This is a genomic window from Pseudomonas mucidolens, assembly GCF_900106045.1.
GTDB lineage: Bacteria > Pseudomonadota > Gammaproteobacteria > Pseudomonadales > Pseudomonadaceae > Aquipseudomonas > Aquipseudomonas mucidolens.
Genome location: NZ_LT629802.1, coordinates 5,792,495 through 5,809,945 on the forward strand (window position 1 = coordinate 5,792,495; position 17,451 = coordinate 5,809,945).

At 59.4% G+C, this 17,451-nt stretch carries 14 protein-coding genes and 1 pseudogene; 6 read left to right on the plus strand and 9 right to left on the minus strand.

Going from position 1 to position 17,451, the window contains the following annotated elements; all coding sequences use genetic code 11:
• Nucleotides 1–68: 68 nt before the first annotated feature.
• From BLU75_RS26825 to BLU75_RS26840, 4 genes are all read left to right on the plus strand, one after another.
• The gene (locus BLU75_RS26825) at nucleotides 69–2,438 is read left to right on the plus strand and encodes a hybrid sensor histidine kinase/response regulator (RefSeq protein WP_084376468.1); all 2,370 of its coding nucleotides are present in this window, start codon (nucleotides 69–71) and stop codon (nucleotides 2,436–2,438) included.
• An 88-nt stretch (nucleotides 2,439–2,526) separates the two neighbouring features.
• A complete protein-coding gene (locus BLU75_RS26830) occupies nucleotides 2,527–4,179 on the plus strand; it encodes an acyl-CoA dehydrogenase family protein (RefSeq protein ID WP_084376467.1) in 1,653 nt (550 codons plus the stop codon).
• 162 nt (nucleotides 4,180–4,341) lie between these two features.
• Nucleotides 4,342–5,841, plus strand: a complete 1,500-nt coding sequence (gene amn / locus BLU75_RS26835) for an AMP nucleosidase (protein WP_172832088.1) — start codon at nucleotides 4,342–4,344, stop codon at nucleotides 5,839–5,841.
• Nucleotides 5,842–5,912: 71 nt separating this feature from the next.
• Nucleotides 5,913–6,554 carry a pseudouridine synthase gene (locus tag BLU75_RS26840; RefSeq protein ID WP_084376465.1) on the plus strand — a complete coding sequence of 214 codons (642 nt, stop codon included), beginning with the start codon at nucleotides 5,913–5,915 and terminating at the stop codon, nucleotides 6,552–6,554.
• Here BLU75_RS26840 and BLU75_RS26845 read toward each other — a convergent pair.
• The gene (locus BLU75_RS26845; RefSeq protein ID WP_084376520.1) at nucleotides 6,549–6,758 is read right to left on the minus strand and encodes a DUF2788 domain-containing protein; all 210 of its coding nucleotides are present in this window, start codon (nucleotides 6,756–6,758) and stop codon (nucleotides 6,549–6,551) included. The two genes, BLU75_RS26840 and BLU75_RS26845, sit on opposite strands and share 6 nt — an antisense overlap.
• Nucleotides 6,759–7,060: 302 nt before the next feature.
• Nucleotides 7,061–7,540 (minus strand): Lrp/AsnC family transcriptional regulator, encoded by a 480-nt coding sequence (locus tag BLU75_RS26850; RefSeq protein ID WP_084376464.1) that lies wholly within the window; start codon nucleotides 7,538–7,540, stop codon nucleotides 7,061–7,063.
• Nucleotides 7,541–7,957: 417 nt separating this feature from the next.
• On the opposite strand from BLU75_RS26850, the gene BLU75_RS26855 reads away from it, so the two are divergent.
• On the plus strand, nucleotides 7,958–8,803 hold the full coding sequence (locus BLU75_RS26855) for a DUF6515 family protein (RefSeq protein ID WP_084376463.1): 846 nt from the start codon (nucleotides 7,958–7,960) through the stop codon (nucleotides 8,801–8,803).
• On the opposite strand, the gene BLU75_RS26860 is transcribed toward BLU75_RS26855, so the two are convergent.
• The gene (locus BLU75_RS26860) at nucleotides 8,800–9,693 is read right to left on the minus strand and encodes a cation diffusion facilitator family transporter (RefSeq protein ID WP_084376462.1); all 894 of its coding nucleotides are present in this window, start codon (nucleotides 9,691–9,693) and stop codon (nucleotides 8,800–8,802) included. The two genes, BLU75_RS26855 and BLU75_RS26860, sit on opposite strands and share 4 nt — an antisense overlap.
• A 16-nt stretch (nucleotides 9,694–9,709) precedes the next feature.
• A complete protein-coding gene (locus BLU75_RS26865; protein ID WP_084376461.1) occupies nucleotides 9,710–10,129 on the minus strand; it encodes a polyribonucleotide nucleotidyltransferase in 420 nt (139 codons plus the stop codon).
• Nucleotides 10,130–10,216: 87 nt separating this feature from the next.
• On the opposite strand from BLU75_RS26865, the gene hrpB reads away from it, so the two are divergent.
• The gene (gene hrpB, locus BLU75_RS26870; protein ID WP_084376460.1) at nucleotides 10,217–12,724 is read left to right on the plus strand and encodes an ATP-dependent helicase HrpB; all 2,508 of its coding nucleotides are present in this window, start codon (nucleotides 10,217–10,219) and stop codon (nucleotides 12,722–12,724) included.
• On the opposite strand, the pseudogene BLU75_RS26875 reads toward hrpB, so the two are convergent.
• The 5 genes and pseudogenes from BLU75_RS26875 to BLU75_RS26895 all read right to left on the minus strand — a co-directional run.
• A pseudogene (locus BLU75_RS26875) lies at nucleotides 12,725–13,012 on the minus strand (endonuclease/exonuclease/phosphatase family protein); the annotation flags it as partial.
• Nucleotides 13,013–13,296: 284 nt separating this feature from the next.
• Nucleotides 13,297–13,686 carry a hypothetical protein gene (locus tag BLU75_RS26880; protein WP_084376459.1) on the minus strand — a complete coding sequence of 130 codons (390 nt, stop codon included), beginning with the start codon at nucleotides 13,684–13,686 and terminating at the stop codon, nucleotides 13,297–13,299.
• Nucleotides 13,683–15,158: a hypothetical protein gene (locus BLU75_RS26885; protein WP_084376458.1), complete on the minus strand. Its 1,476-nt coding sequence runs from the start codon at nucleotides 15,156–15,158 to the stop codon at nucleotides 13,683–13,685. Before BLU75_RS26885 ends, BLU75_RS26880 begins: the two co-directional genes overlap by 4 nt.
• Nucleotides 15,155–15,640, minus strand: coding sequence for an Hcp family type VI secretion system effector (locus BLU75_RS26890; RefSeq protein ID WP_084376457.1), 486 nt, complete (start codon nucleotides 15,638–15,640; stop codon nucleotides 15,155–15,157). The genes BLU75_RS26885 and BLU75_RS26890 overlap by 4 nt, the downstream gene beginning before the upstream one ends.
• A 652-nt stretch (nucleotides 15,641–16,292) precedes the next feature.
• A complete protein-coding gene (locus tag BLU75_RS26895; RefSeq protein WP_084376456.1) occupies nucleotides 16,293–17,381 on the minus strand; it encodes an endonuclease/exonuclease/phosphatase family protein in 1,089 nt (362 codons plus the stop codon).
• Nucleotides 17,382–17,451 lie beyond the last annotated feature (70 nt).

Below are 17,451 nucleotides of genomic sequence, written 5' to 3' on the forward strand. Positions count from 1 at the left end.
CGGTATACGTCTTCTCAAAAGGACTGGGGGGCTTTTTGACATAACCGGACAGGCCACGCTGGGGCTCTATGCGCTATCTGCTGATGTTTCTCTTGTGCGGGCTGCCGATGTTGGCCGGTGCAGTCGAGTTCAATGAACTCACGCCAAGCCTTCCCCTGGGCCAAGCCATGCAAGTGCTCGAAGACCCGAGTGGCAGTATCAGCCCTGAAGAAGCGCGCTCAGCCGCATTCGCCAGTCGGTACATCCCCCATGAAAAAGCCACGCTGAATGCCGGCTATTCGCGTTCGGTGTTCTGGCTCAAGGTCGACCTGCATTACGTTCCCAAGGATCCCGATGCCCGGCGTAGCTGGTTGCTGGAGCTGGCCTATCCGCCCCTCGATCATCTCGAGTTATACGTACCCGACAACGCGGGCGGCTATCGCTTGGCCGGGCGTACGGGAGACGCGTTGCCCTTTTCAAGTCGTGAAATTCGCCAGAATAATTACCTGTTCAATGTTGACTTCGATCCCGGCGATCAGAAAACCCTTTACCTGCGCCTGCAAAGCGAAGGCTCGATCCAGGCACCGCTGACCCTCTGGTCGAATACTGCGTACCTCGAAGAACAGCCGGTGCGCCTGTATGTACTGGGCGTGATCTACGGTGTGTTGCTGGGGATGCTGGTCTACAACCTGTTCATCTACCTCAGCGTGCGCGACACCAGCTACCTTTATTACATCTTCTATATTGCCTCGTTCGGCATGTACCAGCTCTCGGTGAACGGCGCGGCGGTGGAGTATTTCTGGCCTGACAACCCGTGGTGGGCAAATGCCGCGACACCGTTTCTGATTGGCGCATCGGCGTTGTTCGGCAGCCTGTTTGCCCGCAGCTTTCTGCACACCGCTGTCTATAGCCGCTGGACTGACCGTGTATTGCTGGCGTTGGTGGGCAGCGGCGCGGTGGTGATGTTGTTGTCGCTGATGACCAGCTATGCCTTGGCCCTGCGCCTGGCAACCGGCCTGGCGCTGATTTTTACCGTGAGTATTTTTGTCGCGGGAATCATCGCCTGGTGCCGCGGCCAGCGGGTGGCGCGCTACTTCATCATTGCCTGGACGGCGTTCCTGATTGGCGGGGTGGTGAATACGATGATGGTGCTCGGCTACCTGCCGAATGTGTTTATCACCATGTATTCCAGCCAGATCGGTTCGGCCATCGAAGTGGCGTTGCTGTCTTTGGCCCTGGCCGACCGTATCAACTCGATGCGTGAACAACAGGCGCAAACTCTCTTCGACGCCAGCCAGAAACTGGAAGTGCTCAACCAGCAATTGGCCCACAGCAATCGGTTGAAAGACGAGTTCCTCGCCACGTTGACCCACGAGCTGCGTACCCCGATGAACGGCGTCATCGGTTCCCTGGAATTGATGCAAACCGTGCCGCTTGCAGGCGAGCTGGCACATTATCAACAGACGGCTGCCGGCTCCGCCCGAGACATGATGCGCATGGTCAACGGTATCCTCACGCTGACCGAATTGCAGGCGGGTCGCCTCAGAGCAAAGTCACAAGTGTTCAGCCTGCGCGGCGTGCTCGACACTTTGCGCCAACAATTTTTGGCCCCTGCGCTGAACAAGGGCCTGACGTTTTCCATTGATGTCGCGGACGAGCTGCCGGACCGCTTGCACGGGGATGCCGACAAGCTGGTGCAATGTCTCGAGTGCCTGCTGGACAACGCCTTCAAGTTCACCCACGAAGGCGTGGTGCGCGTGCGCGTGGTTGGGCTACCCGATGCGCAAGGCCAACTGCGCTTGACGTTTATTGTCAGCGATACCGGCATTGGCTTTGCTCATCTGGACGAGGCGGCGCTGTATCAGCGTTTCTTCCAGCTCGATGGTTCGACGACCCGCGAATACGGTGGCCTGGGTATTGGCCTGGCGATCTGCCGGCAACTGATCGAATTGCTCGACGGGGGTCTGACTCATCATTCCGAGCCCAACAAGGGCAGCCGTTTCCAGTTGGAACTGACGGTTGTCGCCGTGCCGCCTGAACCATTGCGCACTGTCGATGCGCGACGGGCGCCCCAGGACTGTACGGTATTGCTGGTGGACGACAACAGCGTTGCACAGTTGGTGGTGCGCGGCATGTTGCTCAAGTTGGGGTATCGGGTAAAGGTCGTCGACAGCGCGCCTGCGGCGCTGATGATGTTGCAGGATGAGACGTTTGATGCGGTGCTGCTGGACATGTCGCAGGACGGATTTTCTCTGTGTTGCCAGATGCGTGCATTGCCGGGCTGTGGCGAGTTGCCGGTGATCGCCTTGAGTGGGGCACTGGAAAGCCTGGCACGTGAGCGTTCTCAAGGTGTTGGTATCACCGAACAACTGGTCAAGCCGGTACGTTTCGAGGCATTGCAGGCGGTGTTGCAGCGTCGCTTGCTCTGCCCGTTGGAGGGTGAAAGCGCCGGCAGTTAGGCGTGTATGTCACTTTTTTAAGCGCGGCGAGGGTGCTTAACTGAAAATCAGGCCATGAATCACCACGGCCTTTTCCAGGAGGCCCGTCATGAATCTGCACTCGTTCGCCGAAACCCACGACGTCACCAACCAGCCACCGTCCCTCGACGGCGCCAATCTGTATCGTCTGGATCTGCCCTTGCAGGAATGGTCCCGACGCTTTGGCGCGGGTTGGGCCGAGGAACGCATCGACGCTTACGGCGCGCTCGCTGGCGGCCCGTTGATGGCCGCGGGTTTTCTGGCGAACGAGAACAAGCCGGTGTTCAGCAGCCATGACCGTTATGGGCATAGGATTGACCTGGTGACGTTTCATCCGGCGTATCACGAATTGATGCGTACCGCGGTTGAACATGGCTTGCCGTCGCTGCCCTGGGCTCATCCACAATCCGGCGCCCATGTCGCTCGAGCGGCCATGACTTACCTGCACAGCCAGGCCGAAGCGGGTACCGGCTGCCCGTTGACCATGACCTTTGCCTGCGTGCCGGCGTTGCGCCTGCAGCCGGATCTGGCTGATACCTGGTTGCCGAAAATCCTCAGCACCGACTACGACTCACGCAACGTCGGCATTGCCCACAAGGCGGGCGCGACGATTGGCATGGCGATGACCGAGAAACAGGGCGGCACCGACGTGCGCGCCAATACTACCCGCGCCTATCCGGTCGGCGCAGGTGGTCCGGGCCAGCCCTACGAGTTGGTGGGGCACAAGTGGTTTTGCTCGGCGCCGATGTGCGATGCGTTCTTGACCCTGGCCCAGACCGACAAGGGCCTGACCTGTTTCCTGCTGCCGCGTCAGCGTCCGGATGACACCCGCAATCAGTTCTACATCCAGCGCCTGAAAAACAAACTCGGCAATTGCTCCAACGCCTCCAGCGAAGTGGAGTTTCGCGGTGCCCTGGCGTGGATGGTCGGCGAGGAAGGGCGTGGCGTGCCGACCATTATCGAGATGGTCGCCATGACCCGCTTCGATTGTATGGTCGGTTCCAGTGCGCTGATGCGCCAGGCGTTGACCCAGGCCAGCCATCACTGCGCGCATCGTGCGGTGGGCGGACGTGTCCTCAGTGAGCAGCCGTTGATGCAAAACGTGCTGGCCGACCTGGCCCTTGAAAGCGAAGCGGCCCTGGCCTTGAGCATGCGCATGGGGCGGGCGCTGGACCACCTGGGCGATGAGCAGGAAGCCAAGTTCGCGCGGTTGGTGACGGCGGTGGGCAAGTATTGGATCTGCAAGCGTGCCCCGGCGATGATCAACGAAGCCGCTGAGTGCATGGGGGGCGCCGGGTATGTCGAGGACAGCATCTTGCCGCGCTTGTACCGTGAGGCGCCGGTCAATTCGACGTGGGAAGGCTCCGGCAACGTGCAGTGTCTGGATGTGCTGCGGGCGCTGTCGAAAGAGCCCGGAGTCTTGGAAACCTTGTTTGTCGAGCTGGGGGACGGGCATGGCGATACACGCCTGGCTCGGCACATTGAACAGTTGAAATTGGCGTTTATGGATACTCAGGACATTCAGTACCGCGCGCGACAACTGACCGAGGATATTGCGCTGGCGTTGCAGGCCAAGCTGTTGCTGGAGGCGGGTAATGCCAGTGTCAGTGATGGGTTTATAGCCAGCCGGCTGGGTGAGTCGTCGGGACGGGTCTACGGCACCTTGCCGCGAGGTGTGGATGTGCAGGCTATCGTCGCCCGCTCCACGCCCCCAACCCTCTGAATAAACGCAATCCAAAAAATGTGGGAGCGGGCTTGCTCGCGATGGCGTTGGGTCAGTCAACATAGGTAATGGCTGATCCACCGCTATCGCGAGCAAGCCCGCTCCCACATGGATTGACGGCATGCTAATTCTAAGTTTGCGTCTGGCAACGATACAGGCAAGATGAACACCTGCAAGTCAGCACACAGGATGCTTACCGTGACCGAAGCTTTTGTTGTCGTTCAAACCGCTGAAGAAGCCGTGGATCGGCTGGCGGCTCTTCACGAGCGCGCGACGGGTGCGCTCAATCAGGCGCTCAAGCGCTACCTCAAGGACCGCGTCGAACCAGACGCAGAAGCGCGCGCGTTGTTTCGCTACCCGGAACTGCGCCTGACTTATCACTGCCACGGTGAAGTCCCACAGACCACTCGGGCATATGCCAAGGTTCAGCTGCCGGGCACCTACAGCGTTACCGTCACCCATCCGTCGGCCTTTCGCAAATACCTGCTCGAACAACTGGTGCCGCTGATGCATGACTTCACCGTTACGGTGGAAGTCGGCGTCAGCCAGCAGAATATCCCTTATCCGTACGTGGTAGAGCAGGGCGACGAACTGGCCGGCTCCGGCGTGACCGCTGCGGTGCTGGCGCGGGTGTTTCCGAGTACCGACCTGTCGGCCGCCACCGATGGTATCGCCGATGGTCTCTACGACTGGGAAAACACCGATCCGCTGCCACTGGCACTGTTTGATGCGGCCCGTGTCGACTTCTCCCTGCGGCGTCTGGTGCATTACACCGGCAGTGACTGGCGCCATGTACAACCGTGGATTCTGCTGACCAACTACCATCGCTATGTCGACCAGTTCATCGTCCATGGCCTGGAGCAACTGCGCAGCGACCCGCGCTTTATCCGCATGGTGTTGCCGGGCAACGTCATCATCGACAAGAGCATGGACCATGGCGAAGCGTCTGCTATTGCCGCGGGCGTGGTCTGGCACCGCTATCAGATGCCGGCCTACCATCTGCAGGCCAGTGACGGCCACGGCGTGACCCTGGTGAACATTGGTGTTGGCCCGTCCAATGCGAAGAACATCACCGATCACCTCGCCGTGTTGCGTCCGCATTGCTGGCTGATGATTGGGCACTGCGGCGGCCTGCGCCAATCCCAGACCATTGGCGACTACGTGCTGGCTCACGCTTATATGCGTCGTGACGGGATTCTCGACCGGGTAGTACCGCCGAATATTCCGATCCCGGCCCTGGCTGAAGTGCAGTTGGCGCTGCAGCAGGCGGCGGCCAACGTAACGGGCGAGAAGGGCGACGAGCTGAAAAAGCGCCTGCGCACCGGCACCGTACTGACCTACGACGACCGCAACTGGGAGCTGCGCTGGGCCCAGGAACGACCGTTGATCAACCTGTCCCGCGCCGTGGCGGTGGACATGGAAAGCGGCACTATCGCTGCCCAGGGCTACCGTTTGCGGGTGCCGTACGGCACCTTGCTGTGTGTCTCGGACAAACCGCTGCACAGTGAGATCAAGTTGCCAGGTTCGGCCAATGCATTCTATGAGCGTGCCGTCAGCCAGCACTTGAAGATCGGCATCGCGGCGGTGGACCTGTTGCGCACCCAGCTCAACTCGTTGCACTCGCGCAAATTGCGCAGCTTCGACGAGCCGCCATTCCGCTAAGCGGTTGGGATGGTTATTTAACGGTCAGGCCACTAGCATGGTCGGTCCTGACCGTTAGATGTTCCTTTGCCATGTCCCGTCCTGCCCGTCCCGTTTCCCGCCAACCGGCTGTGAAACGTCCGCAATCCCCGTCAGCCCCACGTCGTGTCGCCAAGGCGCCACCGGCCGAGCCGAAGCTGATCCTGTTCAACAAACCGTTCGATGTGCTGACCCAGTTCAGCGACGGAGAAGGGCGGGCGACGCTCAAGGATTTCATCGATATCCCCGGTATCTATCCCGCTGGACGCCTGGATCGGGACAGCGAAGGTCTGTTGTTGCTGACCAATGATGGCCAGTTACAGGCGCGGATTGCCGACCCAAAACACAAATTGGCGAAAACCTATTGGGTGCAGGTGGAAGGCGAGCCTACCGAGGCCCGTCTGCAACGCCTGCGTGAGGGCGTGGAGCTCAACGACGGCATGACGTTGCCGGCTGAAGCCCGGCTACTGGAAGAACCGCAGTTGTGGCCGCGCAACCCGCCGGTGCGGTTCCGTAAAAACGTCCCGACGTATTGGCTGGAACTGGTGATTCGCGAAGGTCGTAACCGACAGGTACGGCGCATGACCGCCGCCGTGGGTTTGCCGACCTTGCGCTTGGTCCGGGTGAAAATTGGCGACTGGTCGATTGAAGGCCTTGACCAGGGCGAATATCGGCAAGTGCCGGCGCGGTTATAACGCCCCGGTTTCGATCAGGCCGATCACCACGCTTTTGATGATGAAGGCCGCCACACCCAGGCCCAGCACGAAGAACAGAATCAACGAGCCAAAGCGTCCGGCCTTGGATTTCTTTGCCAGGTCCCAGACGATAAAACCCATGAAAATGATCAGGATGGTGACCAGGCCGGTCATCATCCACTCTTCGAACAGGACGGGATCAATCGAATTCATCGGGTAAGTTCCGGCAGAGGCAGGCGTGAAGTATAAAGCAACGCGACACGCCCACCATTGACCTGCGTCGGTACGTCGCACACCCAGGTGCGGAATGCTGTTCAGTCAAGAGGGTAAACCCTAATGCCGTTCAGTTAAGCAAATAGCGATCACTGTAGGAGCGAGCTTGCTCGTGAAGCACTCATAGGCGCCGCGTTTACCCAGAAAACACGCGTTATCGTTAACGTTTTTCGCGAGCAAGCTCGCTCCTACAGTGGTCGCTATTTGCTTAAAACCCTCTTGCCACAGGGCAATCAGGTGCGCAAGTGGGTCAATGGCAGCTCGGTGCTGTTGAGTACCTGATTCAGTACGAAGCTTGAACGTACGCTGGTGACGCCGTCGATCCGGGTCAAGTGCCCGAGCAGCAACTTCTGATAGTGATCCATGTCCGGTACCACGACCTTCAACTGATAGTCGGCGTCCATCCCGGTGACCAGGCTGCATTCCAGCACTTGCGGCAAGGTGCGAATGGCCGCCTCGAAGTTTTCGAAACGCTCCGGCGTGTGGCGATCCATGCCGATCAGCACGTAGGCGGTGAGGCTCAGGCGAAGCATCTTGCGGTCCAACAACGCGACCTGGCGCGCGATGTAGCCGTCGTCCTCCAATTGCTTGACCCGGCGCGAGCAGGGCGAAGGCGACAGGCCGATGCGCTCGGCCAACTCCTGGTTGGAGATCCTCGCGTCGCGCTGCAATTCCGCCAAAATACTCAGGTCGTATCGGTCAAGTTTGCTCATGGGGCTGGCCTTTGTCATAACTATTGCTGCGAATTATCTATCCAGGGTTAAAAATTGCGCAAGCACTGTTTATTGACGCAATCTTCGCAATCATCTATCGAGGCTTCACGCCTATGATTACCCACAGAATCACTGCCCGGACATACATCCACTGCAGCCCGCCGAATCAGGCCGGCTGCGGCCCGCCAACCCTACCGGGTTGCGCCGGCCCCCGGGCTGCACACTGTCCACAAGGCGGCGTGAGGTGAGCCAACGTCAAAAGCGTTGAGCCAGGATGAAGTTCTCAAGGGGCGACCGACGGGTCGCCCCTTTTCTTTTGTCCTGCGAAAATTGTGCTCGTGACTGATAACCTGTCGCAGAATCGGGCAAAGCTTTTCCAGTCTTGGCTACAGGCCCTAATCCGCAGTGAGGAATAGCATGAAGCGCATCTGGCGTTTGGCGGGTGTTGGTTTGCTGATGATCAGCCTCGGCGCGCAGGTGATGGCCGACGAACGGGATAATTCACCGCGCCAGGGCCCAGCTCCGCAAGACGGCAACCTGCCGATCCAGAGCCGTCCCGATTCGGTACGCCAGACCCAGGAGCCGCGTCACGGCAACTACCGTGATATTCCGCGGCGCAACGAGCGCAACCCGCATTGGGAAACCGGCGGACCTGGCGCGCGCCCAGGGTATGACGATCATCCCAATGACCACCGCTGGCCGGGCCGTCCCAATGGGCACGGCAATGGTTGGGGACCTGGCCCGCACCACCGGCCTGGCTACATCGTGGATCGTTTTCCCGATCGCAACTACCGCGTGCCGTATCGCGGCCAGGATTACTTTTTCTCGAACGGTTATTGGTATCGCCCCCAAGGTCCACGTTACGTGGTCGTCACGCCGCCATACGGAATTGAGGTGCGTTACCTGCCCGATTATGCGCGGGAAGTGTGGGTCGGCAATACGCTGTTTTTTCTTGCTGCCGGCGCCTATTACACCTACGAAGCCGACAGCCAACAATACGTGGTGGTGCAGCCGCCGGTGGCCAGCCTGCCGCGGCCACCTGCGCCTCAGGGCAACGGTTATGACGTCGTTGCTTACCCGGCCAATGGTCAATCGCCGGCGCAAGTGCGACAGGATGGTTACGATTGTTATCGCTGGGGTGTACAGCAAAGCGGTTTTGATCCCCAGACCGTCACGTATGCGCCGGCCCCGACGGTGGTGCAAACCTATCGCCAGGCCCAGGGCGACTGCCTGGGCAGTCGGGGTTATCAGGTGAGCTATTAAGTCTTGTTGCCCGTTACCACTTCCTGCGGATCGGCGTGCACCAGCACTTCGGCGCGCGGATAGGCGTGATGGATGGCCTCGGCGGCCTGGTCGCTGATGCCATGGGCGACTGACAGGCTCAACTCCCCGGGCAACTCCAGATGCAACTGCACGAACCAGTGGTTGCCGGAAATCCGCGTGCGCAAGTCATGCGCGCCGAGTACGCCGGGCACCCCGCAGGCCAGTTCCAGCATGTGCTGGCTGACCTCGGCCGGCAGTTCTTCATCCATCAGCACCGAGAAGCTTTCCTTGGCGATCAGCAGCGCGCTCCACAAAATGTAGACCGCGATTCCCAGGCCAAACCAGGCATCCACTTGATGAAAGCCCAACCCGGCAAACACCAGCGCAAGCAGAATGCTGCCATTGAGCAGCAGGTCCGAACGGTAATGCAGCGAATCGGCGCGCACCGCGTTCGAACCGGTTGCGCGAATCACTCGGTGTTGCAGGATCAGCAGCGCCACCGTCAACGCCAGCGACAGCACAATCACCGCAATGCTCAGCCACGGCGCACCCACCGGCTCCGGGTGTTGCAAGCGCTGGAAGGCCTGCACGGCGATCAGAATCGCACTGCCCGCGATGAACAATGCCTGTGCCATGCCCGCCAGGGACTCCGCCTTGCCGTGCCCATAACGGTGATCGTCATCGGCCGGGCGCAAGGCGTAATGCACCGCCAGCAAGTTGAGCAGCGACGACACGCCGTCGAGCAACGAGTCGGTCAGCCCGGCGAGCATGCTCACGGAGCCGCTCAGCCACCAGGCGATGGCCTTGCTGACAATCAACACACAGGCCACGCCCACCGAGGCGCGGGTGGCCAGACGCAATAACCGGGCGTGTTCGGAACTGCTGGTCATGAGACGTTCACATCCTTCAAGCGACGGGTTGCAGGCCCAGCAGGGCGAGTTGCTCGACGCTGCCCTTGAACTGGAGCAGGCGCGGGTCATCCAGCGGCAGGTTGCGGCCGGTTTCGCTCTGGATGATGGTTTGCAGCTTGGTGTTATCGACCTTGCCGTCGGCGCCAATGGCTTCTTGCAACTTCTCTGGCGCCACCTGTGCGGTCTCGCCCGGCGCGAAGTAAATCGCCCCGGTGGCGAAATCGACGCCAAAGGCGATCAGACCGGGGATGACATAGAACAGCAGGCCGAGGGCATCGAGGACGGCGATCGTCGGGTCGATCTTGCCATCGATCTGCCCACGACGATCAGGGTAGAAAATCGAACCGCAGGCCGTCAGTTGGCTCAGCAGAGTAACGGCTAAAACACCGCCGATGACACGGGAAGCAATACGCATGGAACTCTCCTGCACAATGTTATGGGGACTATATGCCAGATCTGCTGGATGACGCCGTTATACTCGCCGCTCTGCTTTGGAGCCAGTATGAATTCGTTGCCAATCGATGATGTTTTACCCGCCCTGCGTGACGCCTTGGGGAGGCGCCATGAAGCCGTGCTCGAAGCACCGCCCGGCGCCGGTAAAACCACGCGGGTGCCATTGGCGCTGCTGAATGAAACCTGGCTGGCCGGGCAAACCATCCTGATGCTTGAACCTCGTCGGCTGGCAGCCCGCGCAGCGGCCGAGCGCTTGGCCAGTGAGTTGGGGGAAAAGGTCGGTGAAACCGTCGGCTACCGGATTCGCCTGGACAGCAAAGTCGGTCCAGCGACCCGTATCGAAGTGGTCACCGAGGGCATTCTCACCCGCCGCCTGCAGGATGACCCGGCGCTGGACGGCGTGGGTTTGCTGATCTTCGATGAGTTTCATGAGCGCAGCCTGGATGCTGACCTGGCGCTGGCCTTGAGCCTCAATGGCCGCGAACTGTTTCGCGACGAGCAGCCGCTGAAAATCCTCTTGATGTCTGCCACCCTCGAAGGCGAACGCCTCGCCGCACTGCTGGACGATGCGCCGGTGCTGCGTAGCGAAGGGCGTATGTACCCGGTGCAGATGCGCTGGGGGCGGCCGTTTCAGCCGGGTGAGTTTATCGAGCCCCGCGTGGTGCAGACCATTCTCGACGCCTTGCACGATGAAATCGGCAGCGTGCTGGTGTTCCTGCCGGGTCAGGCAGAGATTCGCCGGGTCAACCAGCAACTGGTGGAGGCGCTGGGCGATCGCGCTGATGTGCTGCTATGCCCGTTACATGGCGAGCTGGACCTGACGGCACAACGAGCGGCCATCGATCCGGCGCCAGCGGGCAAACGCAAAGTGGTGCTGGCCACCAACATCGCCGAGACCAGTTTGACCATCAATGGCGTGCGCGTGGTGATCGATGCCGGGTTGGCGCGGGTCCCGCGATTCGATCCTGGCAGCGGCATGACCCGACTCGACACCCAGCGCATCTCCCGCGCCAGCGCCACCCAACGTGCCGGTCGCGCGGGGCGGCTGGAGCCGGGCGTGTGTTACCGCTTGTGGTCAGAGGATCAGCACGAGGCGTTGGCGGCCTATGGCAGCGCGGAAATTCTCTCGGCGGACCTGGCTGGCCTCGCGCTGCAACTGGCGCGCTGGGGTGTGACGCCGGGGCAGTTGGTCTGGCTGGATCGACCGCCAGCCGCCGCGTACGCCCAGGCTCAGGACTTGCTTGAGCGCCTCGGTGCGTTGAAGGCGGCGACGCTGACTGCCCACGGCCAGAAAATGGCGGTCTTGCCGGCGCATCCGCGGATTGCTCATTTGCTGTTGCGTGGTCAGGATCTGGGCCTGGCGAACATGGCGTGTGATGTCGCCGCGCTGCTGGGCGAGCGCGATATTTTACGCGGCGCGGGTGCCGATCTGCACAGTCGCCTGGCCTTGCTGTCCGGCGCAGAGCGTGTCCGTGGCACGCAAGGCGGCGTACAGCGCGCCAGGCAGTTGGCGCGACAATATCGAAGTTACCTGCGTGGCAAGGCCGAGCAGGCGGTGGTGGATCCTGAGCATCCGCGGTGGCTGGGTGCCTTGCTGGCACTGGCTTATCCGGATCGGGTCGCCCAGCAACGTCGTCCCGGTGGCGCCGAATACCGCTTGGCCAACGGGCGTGCAGCGCTGTTTGGCGAGGCCGATAGCTTGATGAAGCAACCGTGGCTGGTCATCGCCGAACTGGGCAGCCGCCAAGGGCAGCGTGAAGAGCGTATCTACCTGGCGGCGGACTTCGATCCGGGGCTGTTCGAGTCGGTGCTGGCCGAGCAGGTGCGCTGCGTCGACCAACTGGATTGGGACGAACGCGAAGGCGTATTGCGCGCCGAGCGCCAACGCAAGGTCGGTGAACTGGTGCTCAGCCGTGAGCCGCTGGCCGGCCTCGACGAAGCCGCCCGCAGTCAGGCGTTGGTCCATCTGGTGCGGCGCAAAGGCCTGGAACTCCTGCCCTGGACTCCGGAGCTGCGCCAATGGCAGGCGCGGGTGATGTTGTTGCGCCAATTAGACGCCGGCAAGCACAGTGAATGGCCCGACGTCAGTGACAGTGCGTTGCTCACCAGCCTGGAAGACTGGCTGATGCCCTATCTGGGCAAGGTCTCGCGGCTGAGTCATTTTGCCAACCTGGATATATCCAGCTTCCTGCATAACCTGCTGCCCTGGCCGCTGCCTCAACGACTGGACGAGTTAGCGCCCCATCATCTGAAAGTGCCGTCGGGTTCGTCGGTGCGTCTGGACTACAGCGAGCAGCCACCGATTCTGGCGGTGCGCTTGCAGGAATTGTTCGGACTGGCGGATACCCCGCGTATCGCCGGCGGGCGGCAGGTGGTCAAGCTGCACCTGTTATCGCCCGCGCGGCGACCGGTGCAAGTGACCCAGGACCTGGCGAACTTCTGGCGCAGTACCTACGCTGAGGTGAAGAAGGACTTGAAGGGGCGATATCCAAAGCACTACTGGCCGGATGATCCGCTGGTGGCAGAAGCCACGGCGCGGATCAAACCGCGCAAGTAATCACTGCGCCGCCGGTAGCAGGAAGCGCGCTATCACTGGCAAGTGATCGGAGATCCGCAGGGTGTCGCTCTGCCTCACCCGCGCCTCAACCCGCTTCAGGCGCGGACTGTAGAACAGATAGTCGAGCGTGCGATCCGGCCCGTCGAGGCTCGGGTCGTTGGGGAAGTGTGTCAGCCACTGGGCCCGATCGATCCCGCTGGATTGACTGTTACGAGGGACCATCGGGTATTTGTCCCACAGCAGATGCAGCTCACTGTCCGGCGAGTATTGCCCGCGTTTGCCGGCATCGGGGCTATTTGATAGAGCTATTCCACAAATTAGACCCATGGGTAAACTCTCTTAAAAAAGTAGTTTGACTGTTGCTGTTGTGGGTATCCTCGGAGGATCTAGGATTTGACTCATTCTCTATGGGGTGAGTCATGTTCTACGCCAATTCGCGTCACGAATGCCGTTTGGTCCATCCCAAACACGCGTGACGCCTTCGTCAGGGCTTGCGTTGGTTCTGATTTCATTCAGTCATGGCGACGTTCCCTTGATTAGTGCCTTACGGGCAGGTCAAGGTGCGCGCAGGACTATTTGAGGATCCCTGACTTTCTAAGAACGAAAAGCAAGATCAACGCTGCTAAAAGCACTATTGCAGCCCATTTTATTGCTACTAATTTTCGCTTCAGAGTTGCCGGAAAATTGTTCAAGTCACCGATACTGACGCCGCCATGTTTTAGGTAATACCCCGGAAACGTTACAACCGCAGCTATCCACCCTACCAGTAAAAGCTTTCCCCAAGGTCCAGCATCCCTGAGTGGGGCCTGAACCATAACAGCAGAGCAATTTTTTAGATGCTCCAGCATCAAATCCATCTTGGTATAAGCCATATGAAGCGCGACCCCGATGCAAACAAATATCCCACCAAAATCGAGTAACCCGGCAACCAAAAATATTCCGTCAGCAAGACTCACGGTCATTTACCAGCCTCATAAACAACTTCACCCATTTCTTCACCAAGTGCTCCACCAATAGTACCCGAAACAAAAGAGCCAGCTCCGACCACCACAACGCCACAAGCCAAAGTGGCTAAACCGCCGGTCGGAACACCAAGTGCGACACACATAGCTGCAGCCGTGGAGCCTGTTAACGCCAAACCAACGGCCGCACCCCCTGCGACGCCACCGGCGAAGCTGCCAGTCTCGGTGAATTTGACTTTCTTGCAAGCTTCAGTGTTGCTGGCGCCACACACGTCCTGGATCTTTATATAAGAGGCGCCTCCTCCGATTGCGGTGCCTAGCCAGCCGCCGTACTTGACGTATTTGGCAGCCTTAGCGATCCCGTCCATGTGCGTGGCATAACCAGGGATCTGATCCGGTGCACCGGCCTTGGTCCAGCGATGCACCAGACTACGGTTGGAAATGCCCAGGGCACTCTTCAGATTCGGATGATCGGGGAATCCAATACTCTTTTTGGTGAACCTTGTGAGATGGGTATCGAGTTGACCAAACAAACGCTTACGTTCGACGAAAAACTCAGGTGAGCGAAGATGCCCGTCACGCAGGAAGGTGCTTTGATGCAGGGCCTCAATGTCGCGTAGCGTGTTTTTCACGCTGTCCAGGTTCGAGTCAAAAACCGCTACCCCTGTGCCGATAGAGGTTGAACCGTGTTTTAGAAACGATTCAATTTCGTCACGATGGCGGGCCATGAAGTCCGCCTCCTCAGGTGTGAGGGTTTGAAGCGCCGTATTCACCTTTTCCGCTGCCGCCATCAAATACGCTTCTTCACGCGTGCAGCGCAGGTTGTTGGGGTCGCTGAGCACAATCAGTTGGCCCGCTTTTACCTGATCCAGGTACGGGTTGAGGGTCTTGAACTTAGCGATAACGGCGGGGTTGCGCGAGGTGAATAACTGAGCCTCTAACTTGTCCGCCGTTGTGCTTTTGGGTACGACGTAGAACCCCGGCTCGTGTACTTGGATCGAAGCTGGCCATTGTTCACGGGGGAAAAATCGAGAGCTTTCTGGAAGGGGTGATGGCGGGGGTTCGACTGTGAGGGTGCTACGAGCATTCGGGTTAAGCGTTTTGAGGTGTTGAGCATGGACAAACCGCAGTAACCGCCCAGGGTCTGGTTGCAATACGGGCCGAGTGAGCCGCATCAGCGGAATGCGCTTAACCGCATGGGTGATTGCCTCTTGGCCTTTGCGCGCCACGGCTAGTGACTGGTCCAAGAGGTTGCGCTGCTCTTGCAAAATGGCTTGCATGCCTTGCTCAGGGGTTTTACGACCTAGCGCGACATCATCGGCAATACGCTTTGCGTAATAGGCAACTTCCCGATTGAACTGCACGCGCGGAATACTGTGGGAAAGATGGCGAGCGCTGACTGTGTGGGCTTGTCCGACTAACTTGCCAGCGGCGCTGTTGACGTCCCAGATGTCATAACCGTTCGGGCTCATCCCTCTTCGCCCCAGGAGCTGTGGCCGGTGGTCCCTGCCAAGTGGTGGGTCCAAGTAATTTCGCGGTAGCGAATCGCCAACTGCTCTTCAGGCTCGGCGTCGCTTAGCAAAACAACATGAGGCATTTCAAACGTTAGATCGGCAATGATTCCGCCATTGATCGAGATTGAATAGAACTTTTCCTGTAAGCCAAAGGACGACATTCGGTAGAAACAGATCGTGCAGTTTATTTCTTCTCGGCTTGAGAGCGCTTGAGCGAGTAACGGGGAGGACTTATCGACGGCTTTTGTGATGATAATCGGGTTGTGCGTGGGCTTATTGATATTCCCAATATTTACCATGTTGTGCTGGTAAGCCAGCACCATAATTTCGTCGGTATGGTCTGACTGATATTTGTTGCCGATGGAATCGGGTGTTGAGCAGCCCGCTGAAATCAGTCCTTGAGCCTTACCAGTGATGGTCATGTAACCTGGGTTCGCCATGCGTGCTTCTCCTTTTTTTCAGCACGACAGTCTATTGTGGAGGAGGCAGGCAGGCTGTAGGGCGCTTCCGAAAAGACATGCGAAACGTGTCGTATCTAGGTTCCACGGCGACTCCGTGAAAGATCTAGCCAGGTCGCAAAACCATTAAGTGCACTTTCTGTTTCGTTGCTCTCCAAACTTCGCACTCAACTGCTGGTCCAGGTCGAATGCAAATGGGTGGTCAGTGCGTAGGCGGTTGACTGGTCACGGTCGCATGCAAATGAATGGTCAGATCCACGCAATTACGCAAGCAGCTAACTCAACTGATGACTCACGAAGCAAAATTACGGTGAACCCCGTAACCAGGATTTCGGCTGGCTCACAATCACGGGAATACACAGAAATAGCGCCAAATTTGATATAGCGCATGGTGCCTACGATGTGATTCAGAGCTAAATTTTTAATCAAACTCCTGTCGTCGACCTTCTACTTTTGAGTCAAACAGCGAATCAAAATTGACTGTCAAAGTGCTATCGTCAATTCCGTCTGAGGGCGAGAAAATGCTGGGCTTTGGCCGGTGTCAAACGTGCTGCGGCTATTTGATAAAGCGCATTACTGGCCGGATGATCCGCTGGTGGCAGAGGCCACGGCGCGGATCAAACCGCGCAAGTAATTACTGCGCCGCCGGTAGCAGGAAGCGCGCTATCACTGGCAAGTGATCGGAGATCCGCAGGGTGTCGCTCTGCCTCACCCGCGCCTCAACCCGCTTCAGGCGCGGACTGTAGAACAGATAGTCGAGCGTGCGATCCGGCCCGTCGAGGCTCGGGTCGTTGGGGAAGTGCGTCAGCCATTGGGCCCGATCGATCCCGCTGGATTGACTGTTGCGAGGGATCATCGGGTATTTGTCCCACAGCAGATGCAGCTCACTGTCCGGCGAGTATTGCCCGCGTTTGTCGGCATCCAGGCGCAGGAACTGACCCAAGGGCAACAGGTTGAAATCGCCACCGATCAGCCAGGGCGTGCCACGGCTTTCGAATTTATCCAACAGCTTGACGGTCATTTGCACCTGCTCGCGGATCGCGCTGTGACCCGGCGTCGTGCTGTCCAGGCGGGTGTTCAGCACGGCCAACTGGCCCCCGTCACTCAACGGCAGATAGCTGAGCAACAGCGCAGGTTTAGGCTGGAACTGGCGGCTGATCAGATTGGCCGAGGTCACCGGCAGTTGCAGGCGCTCGGCATGTTCGATCTGGTAGCGGCTCAACGTCACCAGCTTGCGCCCGACACTGCCGAAGATATGCCAGTCAGGGACGAAATCGGACTTCCAGTCAAAGGCCTGGACGCTGCACGGGTAGAGGTCAACCAGGCGCTCCTGGAGCAATGCCAGTTGGTCCTGGTAGTGGGAGTGTTTGGCGTCTTCGTCGAGTTCCTGCAGCAACAGGATGTCGGGTTGTTCGTCACGGATCACCCGCGCCACTTCGTCGAGGCTGAAGGCCATGTCTTCGACTGTGGGACGCTCGTCCGGGCCGTTGCCGTCCGGCGTGTCGTACCAGAACACATAGTTCTTGCCCGCCAGATATTGCACGTTCCAGGTCATCACCTTGATCGCCTGGCCCGGCAACAGGGTCGGCGCGCGTGGGGCGACGCAACTGACAGGCTGGGTTTGCTTGTCGTCAGGACGCCAGGTCAGGCTGTAGATCAGGGCTGTCAGCAAGCCGGCGAGGATCAGCAGGCTTAGCAGGGTGATACGCAGTAAACGGGTCATCGGCTCGCCTTATGGCGCTGCAAGACAGGTTCGGAGCATAACCGAGGGCGCCTCGCAGCCCAAGGGCCAC